The organism is Novosphingobium sp. BL-A-41-Hi4B-X5A, from assembly GCF_055521705.1.
In genome coordinates this window covers 3,119,078-3,135,199 of sequence record NZ_CM145500.1, presented here as the reverse complement: position 1 = coordinate 3,135,199, position 16,122 = coordinate 3,119,078, and the positions used below count along the sequence as shown (strand labels likewise).

At 62.7% G+C, this 16,122-nt stretch carries 21 protein-coding genes; 18 read left to right on the top strand and 3 right to left on the bottom strand.

Annotated elements, in window-relative coordinates:
* Window positions 1–19 precede the first annotated feature (19 nt).
* Window positions 20–592: an FKBP-type peptidyl-prolyl cis-trans isomerase gene (locus ACZ1JY_RS15395; protein WP_118072198.1), complete on the bottom strand. Its 573-nt coding sequence runs from the start codon at window positions 590–592 to the stop codon at window positions 20–22.
* A 114-nt stretch (window positions 593–706) separates the two neighbouring features.
* Here ACZ1JY_RS15395 and ACZ1JY_RS15390 point away from each other — a divergent pair, with 114 nt between their 5' ends.
* From ACZ1JY_RS15390 to ACZ1JY_RS15330, 13 genes are all read left to right on the top strand, one after another.
* The gene (locus ACZ1JY_RS15390; protein ID WP_465130930.1) at window positions 707–1,285 is read left to right on the top strand and encodes a NifU family protein; all 579 of its coding nucleotides are present in this window, start codon (window positions 707–709) and stop codon (window positions 1,283–1,285) included.
* Window positions 1,286–1,295: 10 nt separating this feature from the next.
* A complete protein-coding gene (gene tsaB / locus ACZ1JY_RS15385) occupies window positions 1,296–1,913 on the top strand; it encodes a tRNA (adenosine(37)-N6)-threonylcarbamoyltransferase complex dimerization subunit type 1 TsaB (protein WP_465129878.1) in 618 nt (205 codons plus the stop codon).
* 18 nt (window positions 1,914–1,931) lie between these two features.
* The gene (locus ACZ1JY_RS15380; RefSeq protein ID WP_465129877.1) at window positions 1,932–2,405 is read left to right on the top strand and encodes a GNAT family N-acetyltransferase; all 474 of its coding nucleotides are present in this window, start codon (window positions 1,932–1,934) and stop codon (window positions 2,403–2,405) included.
* A gap of 165 nt (window positions 2,406–2,570) precedes the next feature.
* A complete protein-coding gene (locus tag ACZ1JY_RS15375; RefSeq protein WP_465129876.1) occupies window positions 2,571–3,008 on the top strand; it encodes a Ros/MucR family transcriptional regulator in 438 nt (145 codons plus the stop codon).
* A gap of 111 nt (window positions 3,009–3,119) precedes the next feature.
* Window positions 3,120–3,542 carry a Fur family transcriptional regulator gene (locus ACZ1JY_RS15370; protein ID WP_039332758.1) on the top strand — a complete coding sequence of 141 codons (423 nt, stop codon included), beginning with the start codon at window positions 3,120–3,122 and terminating at the stop codon, window positions 3,540–3,542.
* Window positions 3,526–4,299 (top strand): lysophospholipid acyltransferase family protein, encoded by a 774-nt coding sequence (locus ACZ1JY_RS15365; RefSeq protein WP_465129875.1) that lies wholly within the window; start codon window positions 3,526–3,528, stop codon window positions 4,297–4,299. The genes ACZ1JY_RS15370 and ACZ1JY_RS15365 overlap by 17 nt, the downstream gene beginning before the upstream one ends.
* 34 nt (window positions 4,300–4,333) lie before the next feature.
* Window positions 4,334–5,659 carry a tRNA (N6-isopentenyl adenosine(37)-C2)-methylthiotransferase MiaB gene (gene miaB, locus ACZ1JY_RS15360; protein WP_465129874.1) on the top strand — a complete coding sequence of 442 codons (1,326 nt, stop codon included), beginning with the start codon at window positions 4,334–4,336 and terminating at the stop codon, window positions 5,657–5,659.
* An 87-nt stretch (window positions 5,660–5,746) separates the two neighbouring features.
* A complete protein-coding gene (locus tag ACZ1JY_RS15355) occupies window positions 5,747–6,769 on the top strand; it encodes a PhoH family protein (protein WP_168902772.1) in 1,023 nt (340 codons plus the stop codon).
* Window positions 6,766–7,269, top strand: coding sequence for an rRNA maturation RNase YbeY (ybeY, locus tag ACZ1JY_RS15350; protein WP_465129873.1), 504 nt, complete (start codon window positions 6,766–6,768; stop codon window positions 7,267–7,269). The genes ACZ1JY_RS15355 and ybeY overlap by 4 nt, the downstream gene beginning before the upstream one ends.
* 20 nt (window positions 7,270–7,289) lie before the next feature.
* Window positions 7,290–8,240 (top strand): CBS domain-containing protein, encoded by a 951-nt coding sequence (locus ACZ1JY_RS15345; RefSeq protein ID WP_118072202.1) that lies wholly within the window; start codon window positions 7,290–7,292, stop codon window positions 8,238–8,240.
* 9 nt (window positions 8,241–8,249) lie between these two features.
* The gene (locus tag ACZ1JY_RS15340) at window positions 8,250–9,131 is read left to right on the top strand and encodes a LysR substrate-binding domain-containing protein (protein WP_118072203.1); all 882 of its coding nucleotides are present in this window, start codon (window positions 8,250–8,252) and stop codon (window positions 9,129–9,131) included.
* On the top strand, window positions 9,128–9,529 hold the full coding sequence (locus tag ACZ1JY_RS15335; RefSeq protein ID WP_465129872.1) for a hypothetical protein: 402 nt from the start codon (window positions 9,128–9,130) through the stop codon (window positions 9,527–9,529). The genes ACZ1JY_RS15340 and ACZ1JY_RS15335 overlap by 4 nt, the downstream gene beginning before the upstream one ends.
* A gap of 105 nt (window positions 9,530–9,634) precedes the next feature.
* Window positions 9,635–10,333, top strand: a complete 699-nt coding sequence (locus tag ACZ1JY_RS15330) for a hypothetical protein (protein ID WP_465129871.1) — start codon at window positions 9,635–9,637, stop codon at window positions 10,331–10,333.
* A gap of 42 nt (window positions 10,334–10,375) precedes the next feature.
* Here the strand turns inward: ACZ1JY_RS15330 and ACZ1JY_RS15325 are convergent, their stop codons facing one another.
* Window positions 10,376–11,155 carry an inositol monophosphatase family protein gene (locus ACZ1JY_RS15325; RefSeq protein WP_465129870.1) on the bottom strand — a complete coding sequence of 260 codons (780 nt, stop codon included), beginning with the start codon at window positions 11,153–11,155 and terminating at the stop codon, window positions 10,376–10,378.
* Window positions 11,156–11,321: 166 nt separating this feature from the next.
* Here ACZ1JY_RS15325 and ACZ1JY_RS15320 point away from each other — a divergent pair, with 166 nt between their 5' ends.
* A complete protein-coding gene (locus ACZ1JY_RS15320; RefSeq protein ID WP_465129869.1) occupies window positions 11,322–12,263 on the top strand; it encodes a helix-turn-helix transcriptional regulator in 942 nt (313 codons plus the stop codon).
* Between the two features lie 41 nt (window positions 12,264–12,304).
* Window positions 12,305–12,646 carry a hypothetical protein gene (locus ACZ1JY_RS15315; protein WP_465129868.1) on the top strand — a complete coding sequence of 114 codons (342 nt, stop codon included), beginning with the start codon at window positions 12,305–12,307 and terminating at the stop codon, window positions 12,644–12,646.
* On the opposite strand, the gene ACZ1JY_RS15310 is transcribed toward ACZ1JY_RS15315, so the two are convergent.
* On the bottom strand, window positions 12,643–13,578 hold the full coding sequence (locus ACZ1JY_RS15310) for a ribose-phosphate pyrophosphokinase (RefSeq protein WP_118072209.1): 936 nt from the start codon (window positions 13,576–13,578) through the stop codon (window positions 12,643–12,645). The genes ACZ1JY_RS15315 and ACZ1JY_RS15310 overlap by 4 nt on opposite strands.
* A gap of 118 nt (window positions 13,579–13,696) precedes the next feature.
* Between ACZ1JY_RS15310 and ACZ1JY_RS15305 the strand changes: the two genes are divergently transcribed.
* The 3 genes from ACZ1JY_RS15305 (at window position 13,697) to ACZ1JY_RS15295 (ending at window position 16,119) form a co-directional block, all read left to right on the top strand.
* A complete protein-coding gene (locus tag ACZ1JY_RS15305; RefSeq protein ID WP_465129867.1) occupies window positions 13,697–15,367 on the top strand; it encodes an NAD+ synthase in 1,671 nt (556 codons plus the stop codon).
* Window positions 15,368–15,420: 53 nt separating this feature from the next.
* Window positions 15,421–15,618 carry a hypothetical protein gene (locus ACZ1JY_RS15300; RefSeq protein WP_465129866.1) on the top strand — a complete coding sequence of 66 codons (198 nt, stop codon included), beginning with the start codon at window positions 15,421–15,423 and terminating at the stop codon, window positions 15,616–15,618.
* Window positions 15,619–15,690: 72 nt separating this feature from the next.
* Entirely contained in the window at window positions 15,691–16,119 is a 429-nt protein-coding gene (locus ACZ1JY_RS15295) for a hypothetical protein (protein ID WP_118072211.1), read from the top strand.
* Window positions 16,120–16,122 lie beyond the last annotated feature (3 nt).

Genomic DNA, 16,122 nt, shown 5'->3' with positions numbered 1-16,122 from the left:
GGACCAGTGAATAGACCCGTTACTGCGAGGGAGTTGTCGTGCCCGGCTGAGCAGGTTGGGCTGCCGATTGCGCCGCACGCATAGCTTCGACTTCCGCAGCGGTCTTGAAGTCGACCAGTTCCACCTGGAACACGAGATCCGCATTTGCACCGATCGGGCCTGAACCTTCCGCACCGTAACCAAGCGCCGAGGGCACGCACAGGCGCATCAGGCTGCCCTTCGACAATAGCTGCAGGCCTTCAGAAAAGCCCGGAATGACGCCATCGACGGGAAATGCCGCCTGCATGCCTTGATCGAACACCTCGCCATTGGCCGCCAGATAGCCGACATAATTGACCAACACGAAATCGCTCTTCGTTGGCTTTGCGCCTTCGGCCGGCTTGAGCAGCATCGTGCCAAGTCCGCTGACAGTCTTCGCAGAGCATAGGCGCTGTGCAGGCGAGACAACCGGGTTCAGCGGCATGGGAATGGCGACCGCCGATGGCGCGACCGGCTTGGCCGCAGGCGCGGCGGCATTCAGGGCCGAAGCGCCGAAAGCGCATGCAAGAACAGCGGGGGCGAGGCGGACGAGCGCATGGGAGAGCTTGATCATCTCGCTGCATTAGCGGGCCTTGGAAGGTTCCGCCATGAGACCTTGCGCTGAAACTGCGCAAAACCCGGCCTTTCTTGCCCTTGACCACGGGAAGGACCGGCCTACATGCGAATCATGTTCATCGAGACCGAAACCACGCCGAACCCCGCAACGCTCAAGTTCCTGCCCGGTGAGCAGGTCATGGCGAGCGGAACGCGCGAGTTCACCTCGCCTGAAGCTGCCGAGGCATCGCCCCTGGCGCAGGCCCTGTTTGATCTCGGCGACGTGACCGGGGTGCTGTTCGGACGCGAATTCGTTTCGGTCACCGCCGCCCCAGGCGTGGAATGGGCCGGACTCAAGCCGCAGGTCCTGTCGATCCTGCTCGATCACTTCGTAAGCCAGGCCCCGCTGTTCGTTGGCGGCACCGCATCCGGCATCGCCGTTCCTGCCGAAGCTGACGAAAACTTCGCCGATGACCCGGCCGACGCCGACATCATCGACCAGATCAAGGATCTGATCGAGACGCGGGTGCGGCCTGCTGTGGCCAATGACGGCGGCGATATCATCTACAAGGGCTTCCGCGAAGGCGTGGTCTACCTTCAGATGCAGGGTGCCTGCTCGGGCTGTCCGTCGTCGACGGCCACGCTGAAGAACGGGATCGAAAGCCTGCTGAAGCACTACGTCCCCGAAGTCAGCGAAGTACGCGCGGCCTGATCCGCCCGGCATGCGCAAGCTCGTCATCGATTGCGCGACGGAAGCCTGCTCGGTCGCACTGATCGACGATGGCGAGCTGGTCGCGGGCGAATTCGCACTGCTTGGCCGCGGCCATGCCGAGCGGCTGGTGCCGATGATCTCCGCGCTGCCCGAAAAGGGCCGCGCCGACGAAATCGCCGTCGACATCGGTCCTGGCAGTTTCACCGGCATCCGCGTCGGACTTGCCGCAGCGCGTGCGCTGGGACTTGCCTGGAGCGCGAGGGTAACGGGCTTCGAGAGCCTTTCCCTGGTCGCTGCCATGGCTTTGGCCGAGCAACCGGGACGCCCCGTGGATGTCTGCATGACCGGCGGCCATGGGGAGTGGTTCTTCCAGCCGTTTTCGGCAGATGGATCGCCGCTGGCCCCTTTGACCTCCCTCGCCCCCGACGTGGCGGCAAGTCGCACGACTGCAGGATTGATCGCCGGAAGCCAGGCTATCGCGCTCGCGTCGCGTTGTCCCGGTGCCGTGGCGCTCGATATCCGGCCAGATGCGCGCCAAGCTGACTTGCTGGACGACCGTGCCTTTTGTGCCGACCCCCGCCCGAGCTATGGTCGCGCGCCGGACGCACGGCTGCCGTCCGCCGCCTGACCGCAAGGCACACCACTCATGATCGCGCCGCCTGACGACATTGACCGAATCATGACGGTGATGGAGCAGGCATTCCCACCCGAGTTCGGCGAGGCGTGGAACCGCAGGCAAGTCAGCGATGCCTTGTGCTTGGGCAATTGCCGCTACGGTCTGATCGCGCCCGATGGCACCGAAAACTTGCTCACCTCTGGTGAAACTGCCGGATTCTTCATGAGCCGAGCGGTACTGGACGAGGAAGAACTTCTTCTTTTTGCTATTGCACCACAGTACCGGCGGATGGGCCTTGGCCACGTCTTGCTCAAGCGCTTCATACAGTCTGCCCAAGATGGCGGGATGAGCCGGGTTTTTCTAGAGATGCGCCGTGATAATCCAGCAGGCGTCCTTTATGCTGCTCATGGATTCCGCCAAATTGGATTAAGACCCGGTTATTATCGCACTTCAAATGGCACCCGGATTGATGCGATCAGCCAGGAACTGACTTTTCACAATTGATACGATACTTAGGATTTGTCCCAAGGTGATTGACACGACAAGCGTTCTGTCGTGAAATCGGTTGTGTCCTGTCAGGATAGGACTATAAATGTGATCTGGATCACCAAACCAAGTCGCGAGTCCAAAAATCGGCGCGCAGGAAAAACATAGAAAGTCGGATTTGCCATGACTGAAATTCAGAACGACATGCGGGAGACCTTGATCACCCTCACCTCGGACATCGTTGCCGCCCACGTGAGCAATAACAGCGTGTCGGTAAACGACCTTCCCGTCCTGATTTCAAACGTTTATTCCGCGCTTTCCAGTCTGGAAACGCCAGTCGTCACGGAAGAACCTGCTCCCGAGCCTGCCGTTTCGATCCGCGCTTCGGTCAAGAACGATCACATCGTTTGCCTGGAAGATGGCAAGAAGCTCAAGATGCTCAAGCGCCACCTCGCCACGCGTTACAACATGACCCCTGAACAGTATCGCGCGCGCTGGAATCTTCCTGCTGACTATCCGATGGTCGCTCCGGCCTATGCCGAGAAGCGCCGTGAACTTGCCAAGAAGATCGGCCTCGGCCGCAAGCCTGCGCCCAAGCGCGGGCGCAAGACCGCAGCCTGATCAGCGCGCAGATTCCTGGCGATGACTGTGCGCAATACGATTGCGCGCAGTTGAAGATTTGGCCCGCCGGTCTATAGATCGGCGGGCCGATCCTTTCTTGACGAGTACCCAGTGCATCAGCCGATCGACATCGAAGCTCTCTGTGCCGAACGCGGCCTGCGCATTACCGACCAGCGCAGGACGATCGCGCGCGTCCTTTCGGAGAGCGACGACCATCCCGACGTCGAAAAGCTGCATGAGCGCGCCTCGGCCATTGACTCGCGCATTTCGATCGCGACGGTTTACCGCACGGTGCGTTTGTTCGAAGAGGCCGGCATTCTCGACCGGCACGATTTCGGTGACGGCCGCGCCCGTTACGAAGCGACGCCCGAAGCGCATCACGATCACCTGATCGATGTAGAGACCGGGAAGGTCATCGAATTCGTCGATCCCGAACTTGAACAGCTCCAGCGCCAGATTGCGGAAAAGCTTGGCTACCGCCTCGTCGATCATCGCATGGAGCTTTACGGCGTGAAGCTTGAACGCGACGGCTGACGCCATCGCTCGTCCGGCCATTTCGCTTGTCGGACGCCTGCGCATCGCCGTGCGGCTCGCAGCCATGCTGCTTCTGCTTCTCTTATGTGTACCGCTCTACTATGTCTGGCGGATCCTGAGGCTGCACAATCCATGGCCGAGGGTGTTCCTTGGCGGCATCGCCCGCATAGCCGGTGCGCGGGTCACGATAACCGGCGCACCATCGCGCAAGGGCGCGTTCCTCCTCTCCAATCATGTCAGTTGGCTGGACATCCCGGTCATCTCGGGCGCGAGCGGCAGCGCCTTCGTTGCCCACTCCGGGCTGGCCGATGTCGGCCTGCTCAAATGGCTGTGCGAGATGAACGACACGGTCTTCGTCGCCCGGCATGAACGACGCTCGGTCCATGCCCAGGTCGAGCAGGTGCGCGCGGCGTTGACGGATACGGGCGCCCTCACTGTGTTTCCGGAAGGCACCACCAGCGACGGGGCCAGCCTGCTGCCGTTCAAGTCATCGTTGCTGTCCGCGCTTGATCCGCCGCCGCCGGGAATTGCGATACAGCCGGTGTGGCTCGACTATGGGCCTGACGTTGCCGGGATGGCGTGGGTCGGTGAAGAGCACGGGCTGGACAATTTCCTCAAGATCCTTGCCCGGCGCAGGGCGATTCCGGTGACCGTTCATTTCCTCGCGCCACTCGGGCCTGACGAGACGGCCACCCGCAAGGTCATGGCTACGGCAGCACGCGAACGCATCCTCGCGGTCATGAGCCGCACGCGTTAGACAAACCCTGCCAAATCCACTATCGGCGCGGCCCATGTCTTCAACCGTTAATACTTCTCCCAAGACCTTCCGCGTCAAGAGCTTCGGCTGTCAGATGAACGTCTATGACGGCGAGCGCATGGCCGAGCTGCTGGCGGCAGAAGGCATGTCTGCCGCTGGCGAAGGAGACGATGCGGACCTCGTCGTGCTCAACACCTGCCACATCCGCGAGAAGGCAACCGAAAAGGTCTACTCCGACATCGGGCGCTTGCGCCGCGAAGATGGCTCAGCACCGCTGATTGCCGTCGCGGGTTGCGTCGCCCAGGCTGAAGGCGAGGAGATCATGACGCGCGCGCCAAGCGTGAAGGTCGTGGTCGGCCCGCAGTCCTACCATCGCCTCCCGGAAATGGTTGCCGAGGCCGCCTCCGGAAAGCGTGCCACCGAAACGGACATGCCGGCCGAGGCCAAGTTCGCAGCCTTGCCAAAGCGCCGCAAGTCGGCCCCTACCGCCTTCCTCACGGTGCAGGAAGGCTGCGACAAGTTCTGCACATACTGCGTCGTGCCGTATACGCGCGGTGCGGAGATCAGCCGCCCATTTGCCGACCTGGTCGAGGAAGCAAAGCTGCTCGTTGCCGGCGGCGCGCGCGAGATCACGCTGCTCGGGCAGAACGTGAATGCGTGGCAAGGCGAGGACGACAAGGGCCGCAGCATCGGTCTTGATGGACTGGCGCGCACCCTTGCTGCCGACCCGGACCTCCAGCGCATCCGTTACACCACCAGCCATCCCAACGACATGACTGATGGCCTGATCGCCGCGCATGGCGAGCTTGAGAAGCTGATGCCCTTCCTCCACCTGCCGGTGCAAGCAGGTAGCGACCGCGTGCTGAAGGCGATGAACCGCAGCCACACTGCCGACAGCTACCTCAAGCTGCTCGACCGCATCCGCGCTGCGCGCCCGGACATCGCGCTGTCGGGAGATTTCATCGTCGGTTTCCCGGGGGAAACGGATGCAGAATTCGAAGCAACGCTGCGTCTGGTCGACGCTGTCGGCTATGCGCAGGCGTTCAGTTTCAAGTATTCCCCCCGCCCTGGCACCCCTGCCGCAACGATGCCCGACCATGTTCCGGCACCAGTGATGGACGAGCGCCTTCAGCGGCTGCAAGCGGCGCTCAACCGCGATCAATTGGCTTTCAACCAGGCCAGCCTTGGCAAGACCTGCCAGGTCCTCGTCGAACGCCGCGGCAAGCATCCCGGACAGTGGCTCGGCAAGTCGCCCTGGTTGCAATCGGTCCACTTTGTGGGCGAATCCGAAATCGGCCAGATGGTTACGGTAAAGCTTGTCGAAGCAGGTCCGAACTCGCTGGCAGGTCAGCTCGTCTAATTGCCCTGTGCAAAGTCTGCGCGCGCGTCTTGTGTGTGCAACTTCCGTTCCTATGCTCTGACTCAGGCCCAAACCTGAAAGGAGCTCATGGCCCGTAAACCCCACCGCGCCGACGAGGCGCATCATCGCCCGGAATCACAGCATCGCCGTGCCCGGGTCGAAGTCGAGTTCGACGAGCAGACCGTGCTTGGCGCCCTGTTCGGCCAGTTCGACACCAATCTCGTGCAGATCGAGAATCGGCTGGGAGTTTACATTTCGGCGCGCGGCAACCGCGTGCTGATCGAAGGACCAGACGACGCTGTCGCCCGTGCGCGCGACGTGCTGAAGGGCATGCACCAACGGTTGCTATCGGGGCAGGAACTTGATTCCGGCGCGGTCGAATCACTTATCGCGATGAGCGTTGAGCCGACGCTTGAAGGCATCATAACCGGAGCTCCGGGTGGTGCGCCGCCAATCATGATCCGCACCCGCAAAAAGACGATCATCCCCCGCAGCCCGACGCAGATCGACTACATGAAGGCGTTGATCAGCCATGACGTGATTTTCGCGCTGGGTCCGGCGGGCACCGGCAAGACCTATCTCGCCGTGGCGCAGGCCGTGGCGCAGCTGATCTCTGGCTCGGTACAGCGCCTGATCCTGTCGCGCCCGGCGGTGGAAGCTGGCGAACGCCTCGGCTTCCTGCCCGGCGACATGAAGGAGAAGGTCGACCCCTACCTTCGCCCGCTCTACGATGCGCTCTACGATTGCATGCCGCCCGAACAGGTCGAGCGCCGCATTGCCTCGGGCGAAATCGAGATCGCGCCCATCGCCTTCATGCGCGGGCGCACACTGGCCGATGCCTTCGTCATTCTCGACGAGGCGCAGAATACCACCCCTGCGCAGATGAAGATGTTCCTCACCCGCTTCGGCCAGAACAGCCGCATGGTGATTTGCGGTGACCCAAAGCAGGTTGACTTGCCCGGCGGTGTCGGCGCCAGCGGCCTCAACGATGCGGTGCAGCGCCTGGAAGGCGTCGATGGCATCGCAACAGTGCGCTTCAATACCGCCGACGTGGTGCGCCATCCGATCGTCGGACGCATCGTCGAGGCATACGAAGGGAAGGACGCTTGAGCGCGCCAATCCTGGAAATCGACATCGATCCGGTCTGGGGCGAGGAAACCGATTGGGAAGACCTCGCCAATCGCGCCGCCGAAGCGACGGCGCAGATCGCAGGCGAACTGGCGCACGAGAACCTCCTCGTCAGCCTCGTCATGGCCGATGACGAGGAAGTCCACGCGCTCAACAAGCAGTGGCGGGCCAAGGACAAGCCGACCAATGTCCTCTCCTTCCCGATGCTCAGCCGCGAGGAAGTGCTTCACGCCGCGCGCGATACCGACGCGCCAGGAATGCTAGGTGACTTGATCCTCGCCCACGGCGTCTGCACGCGTGAGGCGGCAGAGAAAGGCGTGTCGGTCGAGGTCCATGCTACCCATCTGGTGGTGCATGGCCTGCTCCATCTTGCGGGCTACGACCACGAACTGGGCGAGGCCGAGGCCCAGGAAATGGAGAATCTGGAGCGGAAGGCGCTTGCGCTGATGGGCATTGCCGACCCATATGCGGTCGAAGACTGACCAAGTGAGGGAATACGACAGTGCCCGAGGGCAATGGCTCCACTGGCGAAAGCCGGTCGGGAGACGGAGACAGTAGCAGTAGTCGCACCTTGTGGCGCGCGATCAGGGCCTTCTTTCGCGGGCCCGACCACGATCAATCACTGCGCGCGCAGATCGAGGAAGCGATCGACGAGCACGAGGGCGAGGTCCATCAGGACAGCGGCAGCAACGGCAACGGCGATCTTGTCCCACTCGAACGCCAGATGCTGCGCAACCTGCTCCACTTCAGCGAACACGACGCCGATGACGTAGCCATCCCGCGCGGCGAGATCATCGCCGTGCCCGCCTCGGCCACATTCGAGGAGATGGTCGCAGCGTTTGCCGAGCACGGCCACAGTCGCCTGCCAGTCTACGGCGAATCGCTCGACGAGATCGTCGGCATGATCCACGTGAAGGACGTATTCGGCATCATCGCCGGCATGATGCTGTCGAACAAGCAACCGCCCAAGGACTGGACGAGCCTGATGCGCCAGCCTCTGTTCGTGCCCCAAGCCCGGGGCGCACTTGACGTATTGGCCGACATGCGCAGCCGCCGTACGCACCTTGCAGTGGTGATCGACGAGTATTCGGGCACAGATGGCATCATCACCATCGAAGACCTGGTCGAGGAAATCATCGGCGAGATCGAGGACGAGCACGACGATGCGCCCGAAGAATTGCTCCGTCGGATCGATCCCGATACCTGGGACGCCGATGCGCGGGCCGAACTGGATGACGTCGCAGACACCGTCGATCCAAGGCTTGCGGAAGTGGAGGAAGACGTGGATACGCTCGGCGGCCTGGCCGTGGTATTGGCCGGCGAAGTGCCGCCGGTCGGTCGCGTGCTTGAACATGCCAGTGGTTGGCGGCTTGAAGTAACAGGGGGCGATGAACGGCGCCTCACCCGCCTCAGGCTGCATGCGCCACAGGCAGTGCTGGCCGAAGAAGAATAGGACGAAGAGATGATCCGCCGCCTGCCCCCACTGCGTTCGCTCGAGGCGTTCATTCGCGTCGTGCGCGCAGGCTCGGCCAAGACGGCGGCCGCAGAACTTGCCCTCAGTCCTTCGGCTCTGTCCCGTCGTCTCGGTGCGCTGGAGGATTTCGTCGGCAAGCCGCTGTTCGAACGCAAGCATCAGGCGCTCAAGCTGACCGAGGAAGGCCAGCAGCTTTATGATGCCGTCGCCCCGTTGATTGACGAGATGGCGGACCGGGTCGATCGCCTGATCGATACCGGCAAGGTCATGCGCCTGCGGCTCGGCGTACTTCCGCTGTTCGGCAGCCAGCGCCTGTTTCCGCGCCTGGGCGAACTGCGCAAGCTGCACCCGCAGTTGCACATCGATATCGATTCAGGCCACGCGGCAGAAACCAAGCTTGGCGACACCATCGATGCCGCCATCGTCCTTTCCGAAGGGCCGGACGCATCGCTCCATTCGGTGCGGCTGGATCACAACCGCGTCCACGCGATTACCTCGCGCGAACTGGCGGCCGAACTGGGCGAGCGGCCTGATATCGCCAAGCTCTCGAAACAGACATTTCTGGTACACAACGACCTTCCGGCAAGCTTCGAGGCGTGGAAGCGCGCACTGCACCTCGAGAAGCTGGAACCTGCCGCGATCGATCATTTCGACTCCGGGCAGCTGATACTCGAGGCAGCAGCCCAGGGCCTTGGCATCGCAATCATGCATGATGACCACTATCATCGCAGCCATGATTCCCGCCTCGCCCGGCTTTACGACATCGACGTCGACAGCCCCTATTCCTACTGGTTCGTTTGCCGCCCGCGTGCGCTGCAATCGCGCCCGGTGCGCCTGTTCCACGACTGGATGCTGAAGGCCGGGCTTTGACCGTCAGCCGCCGCCGCGCGGTTGCGGTCAAGATCCATTGCCCGGTTTCGGCCCTGACATTCGATGCGTTGCTAAATGGCGATGGCGACGCGGTCGAACACGATCCTGCCGCAGCTGCCATGCTGGCCGTGATCCGCGCCGACAATCCCTTGGGCGACTTCAAGCTCTACAAGGGTGTTTGCGAGATATCGCCGGGATGGGAAAGCTTCCAGCCCGGACCCGATGCCGAGCCAACAATGGGGAGTGCGGGAGAGCGCGCCCTCTCCCCGACAGCGATCATCACGACCTACGCCGATGCAGACGCAGACCTCGCGCCTGCACTCGAAGCGCTCATGGCTGCTCACCCTTGGGAGATCCCGGTTATCGAGCTGTCCGAGGTGCAGCTACTGGAGCGCTGACGAACAGCTTGGTCTGGTATCCGATAGCTGGAGCATGAGCGTATCGCCCATGCAGACTGGTGGGTGCGCTTTACCCTGGTGCTGTAACTGGGGAGCGCTTTGCCAATGACTTCGCCCTATCGTCACTATGCCGGGAAAGTGTCCTATCTCAATGCCTCCGGGCAAGAGTGGGGTCGGGAGCATTTCTCGGGCTCGGTCCATTCTCGGGGTCGCTCCTTGCGGGCGGTCTGCGAAATGGACGATGCGCGGCTCCTGCGTGAAGCGAGCTGGTCTGTGACAGAGGGTTGGCGGCCCCGGGAAGGCTACGTCCGCAACACGCGCGATGGCAGCATGATCGGGGCGTGCTGGTATTCCGTCACAGACCGCATGGTGGAATGCGAAGGCTTTACTGCCGAGGAAGGCCGCGTCTCGAAACGCATCGAAGCGCCGCGCGCAATTGACTTTCTCGGCATGCACCCGCTGGCGGGCGACGCCATTACCGCGATGGTGCGCGGGACAGATGAGCGCGGCGTTGAGAAACCCCTGCTTTGCGCTGCCAATTCAATGGCGCATCTCGGTGATCAGGATCTGTCGGTCATGCTGGTCAAACCCGTCGTGGCCTATATGGGAGCCGAGCAGATTACCGTGGGCGCAGGCACATTTGATGCCTTGCGCTACACGATCCGCTGGAGCGATCAGGTGCCGCATCTGACGGACTACTGGATCGAGCCATCCGATTGCCTGCCCCTGCTGGCGGTCCTGCCCTCGATTGGAGAGCGCTACGAGTTGATGGAACTCACGCGCTCACCCGGCAACGCCAGCTGAAGCAGCTTCACTCGCCCAAGGCGGGACAACGGGAGACGCCGCTTAGTGCGCGCAGGCCAACGCCTCGACCACGTCTTCCAGCCGCGCCGGATCTCCCAGTGCGATGACGTGGCCGTCCGAACCCGCGTGCAAGGGATCGCCATTCCAGTCGGCCATGGTGCCGCCCGCGCCTTCGACGATCGGCACCAGCGCGGCCCAGTCGTGAAGCTTGAGGTTCGCCTCGCAGACCACGTCGAGCTGGCCCGTCGCAAGCATGGCGTAATTGTAGCAATCGCCGCCCATCACCATGCGCTTGTGATCAGTTTTCGCAGCAAGGCCCATGAAATGGCCGCCATCATGGTCGTCGAAATAGTGCGGCCCGGTCGTCGCCAGCGTCGCGTCAGACAATTCGCGGCATACCCGCGTCTGCACGGGCTTTCCGTTTAGCGTAGTCCGTTTGCCCATGGCGCCGACCCAGCGCTCCCCGGTGATGGGCTGATCCAGCACGCCGAGCACCGGAAAACCTTCGACCACCAGCGCGATCAGCGTGCCGAAGATCGGGCGTCCGGCCAGAAAACCCGCTGTTCCATCGATCGGATCGAGCACCCAGCTTCGTCCCGAGGAACCGGCGGTCGAACCGAATTCCTCGCCAATGATGGTGTCCCGCGGCACCTCAGCTGTCAGAATACGCCGCATCGCCTCTTCGGCTGCACGGTCAGCCAGGGTTACCGGCGTCGAATCGCCCTTCCGCTCGGCTGCTACGGTGCGGAAGTGCGGGCGAATGGCCTCCGCCGCAGCGTCGGCAAGGCGCATGGCAAGGGCGATATCGTTTTCAAGCTTCATGCCTTGGCTCTGCCTGCTTTGGGCCAATACGGTCAACCCGCAGAACATGAATCGTCATTGGACAAATGCACCTGCGCAATTTTAAGGAAGCCGTGACAAACCGCACGCATGGAAGATTCTAGGGGCGCTAAATCTGCGTGCACCGATTGTCTTGGGGGCACGCTAGATGAGTCGCAGCAACAGGCCAGGCGTTGATCGCGCGATAGTCTCGCCGATCGCCACGCGCGATGGCCAGCCGATTTCCTACAGCCGGGCACCAGCCGCGGACCTCGATCGCTGGATCGGAAGGCTCTATGTGACGATCGTCGGGACCCCGCCCGAACACCGCCTCGACTGCGGACTGTTGAGCGATTTCGCGTGCATCCGCATCCAGTTGCGGGGCAAGTGGGAAGCCACCACGGCCGATGGCGTGCGTACGTCTGAGCGTGCCGCAATGCTGTTTGGCCCGCATTCCCGTCGGATGCCGATCAGTGTCACCGGCAGTTTTGTCAGCATCGGCATCTTCCTGCGGCCGGGCGTCTGCCATGCGCTGCGCGGACCCGAGATCGCAACGCTGACCGACAGGCTGGCGACGTTTGCCGAACTGGAAATGCCGGAGCAGCGCTGGCTCGACATGTTCGATCCCGATGGTTCCCCGGAAGACTGGGTTCAGGCCATGGAATGCGAGATGCGCAGTCTGATTGCGGATCGCGCCGTGCGCGAGCCTGATCCGATTTCCGCCCGCTTCGAAGCCGCTGCATTTGCCGATCCTACGGTCAGCATTGCACGACTGGCGGAAAATCTTGGAGTGACACAGCGTCGGCTGGAACGCATCGCCCGCCGCGATTTCGGCATGCCACCCAAACAGGTTCTCAGGCGTGCGCGCGCGCTCGACATGGCCAGCCACCTTCGCGGCGTTGCCGACCATGACGAAGCCGAATCGATTGCCCTACGCTATTACGATCAGAGCCACCTTATCCGCGAGTTCACCGCGCTGTTCGGAATGAGTCCGCGCCAGTTCGTGGAGCGTCCCCAACCGCTGATGACGCTGGGCCTGGAAACACGACAGGCGCGCAGGCTTGAGGAAATTCGCAGGCTGGAACCGGGCGAGGTCAAGCCCTGGGAGTAAGCGGCATTGCGTGGCTTCGCTTCACCGCCTAGGCCAGAGGCATGGCCAGGGCTGACCGTCTCGAACGTCTCGACAAACGCCGCTCCGAAATGGAAGCGGACTATCGCGCTGCGCTGATCGAAGCGCTTGAAGTGACTGCAGCGGGCAAATGGGGCCTGTTCGATCACAACGCTGACAAGATCATGCGCGCCGTGACCGCGCCGATTATCGACAACCTCATCGAGCTTGCCGACGAGATCGCACAAGCGCGGGAGGCCTTGTTCATGGAGCCGTTCACGCTCCATGATGAGTTCATGGCCTCACGCGGCAAGCCTCCGGCCAACGCCGTGGGCGAGCCGAAGCAGGCTCGCGCATGGCTAGAACGCTTAAAGCGGCAGGATTAGTCGAACAGGCTGGAGACCGAGCTTTCATCGGCAATGCGACGCACTGCCTCGCCGATCAGCGGAGCGATCGTCAGCACGCGGATGCGATCGGAGGCGGCGGTCGCTTCCGTCGGCATGATCGTGTCGGTGATGACCAGTTCCTTGAGCGCCGAGTTGCTGACGCGCGCAACTGCGCCGCCCGAAAGCACGCCGTGGGTGATGTAGGCCGAAACGCCTGCAGCGCCCGCATCCATCAGCGCCTGCGCCGCGTTGCACAGGGTGCCGCCCGAATCGATGATGTCATCGATCAGGATGCACATGCGGCCCTTCACGTCGCCGATGATGTTCATGACTTCGGACTGGCCGGGGCGGTCACGACGCTTGTCGACGATGGCGAGCGGGGCATTGTTGAGGCGCTTGGCCAGCGAACGCGCCCGAACGACGCCGCCGACGTCTGGCGAAACGACCATCAGTTCCTGCGTGCCATAGCGGGTCTGGATGTCGGCAGCCATGACCGGCGCTGCAAACAGGTTGTCGGTCGGGATATCGAAGAAGCCCTGGATCTGGCCAGCGTGAAGATCCACCGCCAGCACGCGATCGGCACCGGCCTGCGTGATCAGGTTGGCCACGAGCTTGGCCGAAATCGGTGTGCGCGGGCCGGGCTTGCGGTCCTGGCGGGCATAACCGAAGTAGGGGACGACCGCCGTGATGCGCTTTGCCGAGGCACGGCGCAGTGCGTCGATGCAGATCAGCAGTTCCATGAGGTTGTCGTTCGCCGGGTAGCTGGTCGACTGGACGACGAAGACGTCCTCGCCACGGACGTTTTCGTGAATTTCCACGAAAACTTCCTCGTCAGCGAAGCGGCGCACGCTGGCGTCGGTCAGCGGCATTTCGAGATAAGCCGAAATGGCGCGGGCGAGCGGCAGGTTCGAGTTGCCGGCCATGATCTTCATTGCGTGCGATTCCCTCGGATTCGATCCCCAACGCGCCCTTAGCCCATGATGACAGCTTTGCAACTCTTGGCAGCCATGGGCGTTGCCGCCCAGCGAACAGTCCCTTAGGAGTTGGGCCATGGCCGATACGCTCCGCATCACTCTCGCCCAGCTCAACCAGTCGGTTGGCGACCTTGCCGCAAACGTCGCGGCCATGCTTGCCGTGCGCGAGAGCAACCCGGATTCCGACCTGATCGTCTATCCGGAACTGATGCTGATCGGATATCCGCCGGAAGACCTGATCATGAAGCCGGCCCTGATCGAGCGGGCCGCCACCGAACTCGAGAAACTCGCCAAGGTCACCGCAGACGGCGGCCCCGCGATGCTCGTCGGATCGGTCTTCGTGCGCGATGGCGATCTGCACAATGGCGTCGCCCTGCTCGAAGGCGGACGCATCGCAGCCACCCGCTTCAAGTACGAGCTGCCCAACTACGGCACCTTCGACGAAAAGCGCTATTTCATGCCCGGACCATTGCCGGAGCCGGTGCTGTTCAAAGGCGCAATGCTCGGGCTGCCGATCTGCGAGGATATCTGGCACCCCGACGTCTGCCGCCACCTGGCCGACCTTGGCGCGGAAATCTTCATCTGCATCAACGGCAGCCCTTACGAGATCGACAAGGACGTCCTGCGCATCGACGGCGTTGCCAAGCGCCGCGCGATCGATACCGGCATTCCCCTCGCCTACCTCAACCGCGTCGGCGGGCAGGACGAGATCGTGTTCGATGGCGCCAGCTTCGTCGTCGGCCCCGAAGGTGCGCTTTGGGTGCAGATGCCGGACTGGGAAGAATCGATCGTTACCACCGTCTGGACGCAGACCGCAGTTGGCTCCGGCTCGCGCTGGCGCTGCGAGCCCGGCGTTGACCACGAACTCGCCGAGCACCCCGAAGACATTTACTGCGCAATGGTCATGGCCCTGCGCGACTATGTGAACAAGAATCGCTTCCCCGGCGTCGTGCTCGGCCTGTCGGGCGGCATCGATTCGGCGATCTGCGCTGCCATTGCGGTGGATGCGCTTGGCGCGGACCGCGTTTGGTGCGTCATGCTCCCCAGCCGCTACACTTCGCAGGAGAGCCTCGAGGATGCCGAAGGCTGCGCCAACATGCTGGGCGTCCGGCTCGACACCGTGCCGATTGCCCCGGCTGTCGATGCCTTCGACGCCATGCTCGCCCCGGTCTTTACCGGCAAGCAGCCCGACCTGACCGAAGAAAACATCCAGTCGCGCATTCGTGGCGTGACGTTGATGGCCCTGTCGAACAAGTTCGGCCCGATGCTGGTCACCACCGGTAACAAGAGCGAGATGAGCGTCGGTTATGCCACGATCTATGGCGACATGAACGGCGGCTACAACCCACTGAAAGACGCCTACAAGACGACCGTCTTTGCAGTCTCCGAATGGCGCAACGCGCATCGCCCCAAGATCGGCCTCGGTCCTGACGGTCCGGTGATGCCGCAGCGGATCATCACCAAACCGCCAAGCGCAGAGTTGCGCCCGGACCAGAAGGATTCGGACTCCCTGCCCCCTTACGACGTGCTCGACGCGATCCTGCAGGGGCTGGTGGAAAACGAGAAGAGCGTCGACCAGATCGTGGCCGAAGGTTTCGACCGCGCGACGGTCAGCCGCATCGAACGGCTGCTCAACATCGCCGAATACAAGCGCCGCCAGGCCCCTCCCGGCGTGAAGCTGGGCGCGCGCAACTATGGCCGCGACAGACGCTATCCGATAACCCACGGCTTCCGAACCGGAACCTGACATGCTCCGTCCCGTAGTTGTTTTGTCATTCAACTATCTGGGAATATTCACGAATGCGCAAAAGCTCCCGCCTGAAGGGTAGCGGCTATCTCGTGTCGAGTATGAGCGTCGTGCTGCTCGGAGTGCCAGCGCTCAAGTCTGCCAAGGATGAGCCTTTGATGCTCGCTTTCATGCTGACCGGGATGCTGCTGTCGATCGTCGGGATGGCCCTTCGCTGGCGATCCCACCGCGTAGCCGCGACGAAAGAGTAATTGCGAACGATTCGCATTGACCTGAGGCATCCCCATGCTAACTTGCGAATCGTTCGCAAGAAAGGATGCGCAATGCCCGCAGGCCAGTCCTCCACCCGCTTCTCCGTCCTGATCGATAGTCTGGCCCGCCCGCAGGACGTGCGCGGCCTTTCACTGAAGGGTTTGCACGTGACCATGGCGATGCGCCTGTGCGCACTGTTCGAAGCGTCTGGCCGCGATCCCGTACCCGACCTTGCCCAGCGCTACCGCTCCATCGAAGCGGCCTGCGCCGTCCATGGACTGGTGCAGACGATCAAGCAGGTCTGGCCCGAACCGTTCATGGTCAACCGCCCCTGCTGCCTTGCCATGACCCCGGACGAGACGACGCTGGCCGCCCTCGCCCGCGCCGCCGTTTCCGGCAAGCGCGAGGCCTTTTCGGACGCGATCACCGGCTTCGTCCGCGCCGACCGCCACGAAGCGCTCTACAACGCGACGATCCACGCCGTTGCCCTGATACCGTAACCG

Bases quoted from the DNA above. Each gene is read 5' to 3' on its own strand.
- ACZ1JY_RS15305 (WP_465129867.1), top strand. From the start codon at position 13,697: ATGGCCGATACGCTCCGCATCACTCTCGCCCAGCTCAACCAGTCGGTT.
- ACZ1JY_RS15340 (WP_118072203.1), top strand. From the start codon at position 8,250: ATGATCCGCCGCCTGCCCCCACTGCGTTCGCTCGAGGCGTTCATTCGC.
- ACZ1JY_RS15300 (WP_465129866.1), top strand. From the start codon at position 15,421: ATGCGCAAAAGCTCCCGCCTGAAGGGTAGCGGCTATCTCGTGTCGAGT.
- ACZ1JY_RS15330 (WP_465129871.1), top strand. From the start codon at position 9,635: ATGACTTCGCCCTATCGTCACTATGCCGGGAAAGTGTCCTATCTCAAT.
- ACZ1JY_RS15395 (WP_118072198.1), bottom strand. From the start codon at position 592: ATGATCAAGCTCTCCCATGCGCTCGTCCGCCTCGCCCCCGCTGTTCTT.
- ACZ1JY_RS15295 (WP_118072211.1), top strand. From the start codon at position 15,691: ATGCCCGCAGGCCAGTCCTCCACCCGCTTCTCCGTCCTGATCGATAGT.
- ACZ1JY_RS15310 (WP_118072209.1), bottom strand. From the start codon at position 13,578: ATGAAGATCATGGCCGGCAACTCGAACCTGCCGCTCGCCCGCGCCATT.
- ACZ1JY_RS15320 (WP_465129869.1), top strand. From the start codon at position 11,322: ATGAGTCGCAGCAACAGGCCAGGCGTTGATCGCGCGATAGTCTCGCCG.
- ACZ1JY_RS15375 (WP_465129876.1), top strand. From the start codon at position 2,571: ATGACTGAAATTCAGAACGACATGCGGGAGACCTTGATCACCCTCACC.
- ACZ1JY_RS15390 (WP_465130930.1), top strand. From the start codon at position 707: ATGTTCATCGAGACCGAAACCACGCCGAACCCCGCAACGCTCAAGTTC.
- ACZ1JY_RS15355 (WP_168902772.1), top strand. From the start codon at position 5,747: ATGGCCCGTAAACCCCACCGCGCCGACGAGGCGCATCATCGCCCGGAA.
- ACZ1JY_RS15325 (WP_465129870.1), bottom strand. From the start codon at position 11,155: ATGAAGCTTGAAAACGATATCGCCCTTGCCATGCGCCTTGCCGACGCT.
- miaB (WP_465129874.1), top strand. From the start codon at position 4,334: ATGTCTTCAACCGTTAATACTTCTCCCAAGACCTTCCGCGTCAAGAGC.
- ACZ1JY_RS15380 (WP_465129877.1), top strand. From the start codon at position 1,932: ATGATCGCGCCGCCTGACGACATTGACCGAATCATGACGGTGATGGAG.
- ACZ1JY_RS15315 (WP_465129868.1), top strand. From the start codon at position 12,305: ATGGCCAGGGCTGACCGTCTCGAACGTCTCGACAAACGCCGCTCCGAA.
- tsaB (WP_465129878.1), top strand. From the start codon at position 1,296: ATGCGCAAGCTCGTCATCGATTGCGCGACGGAAGCCTGCTCGGTCGCA.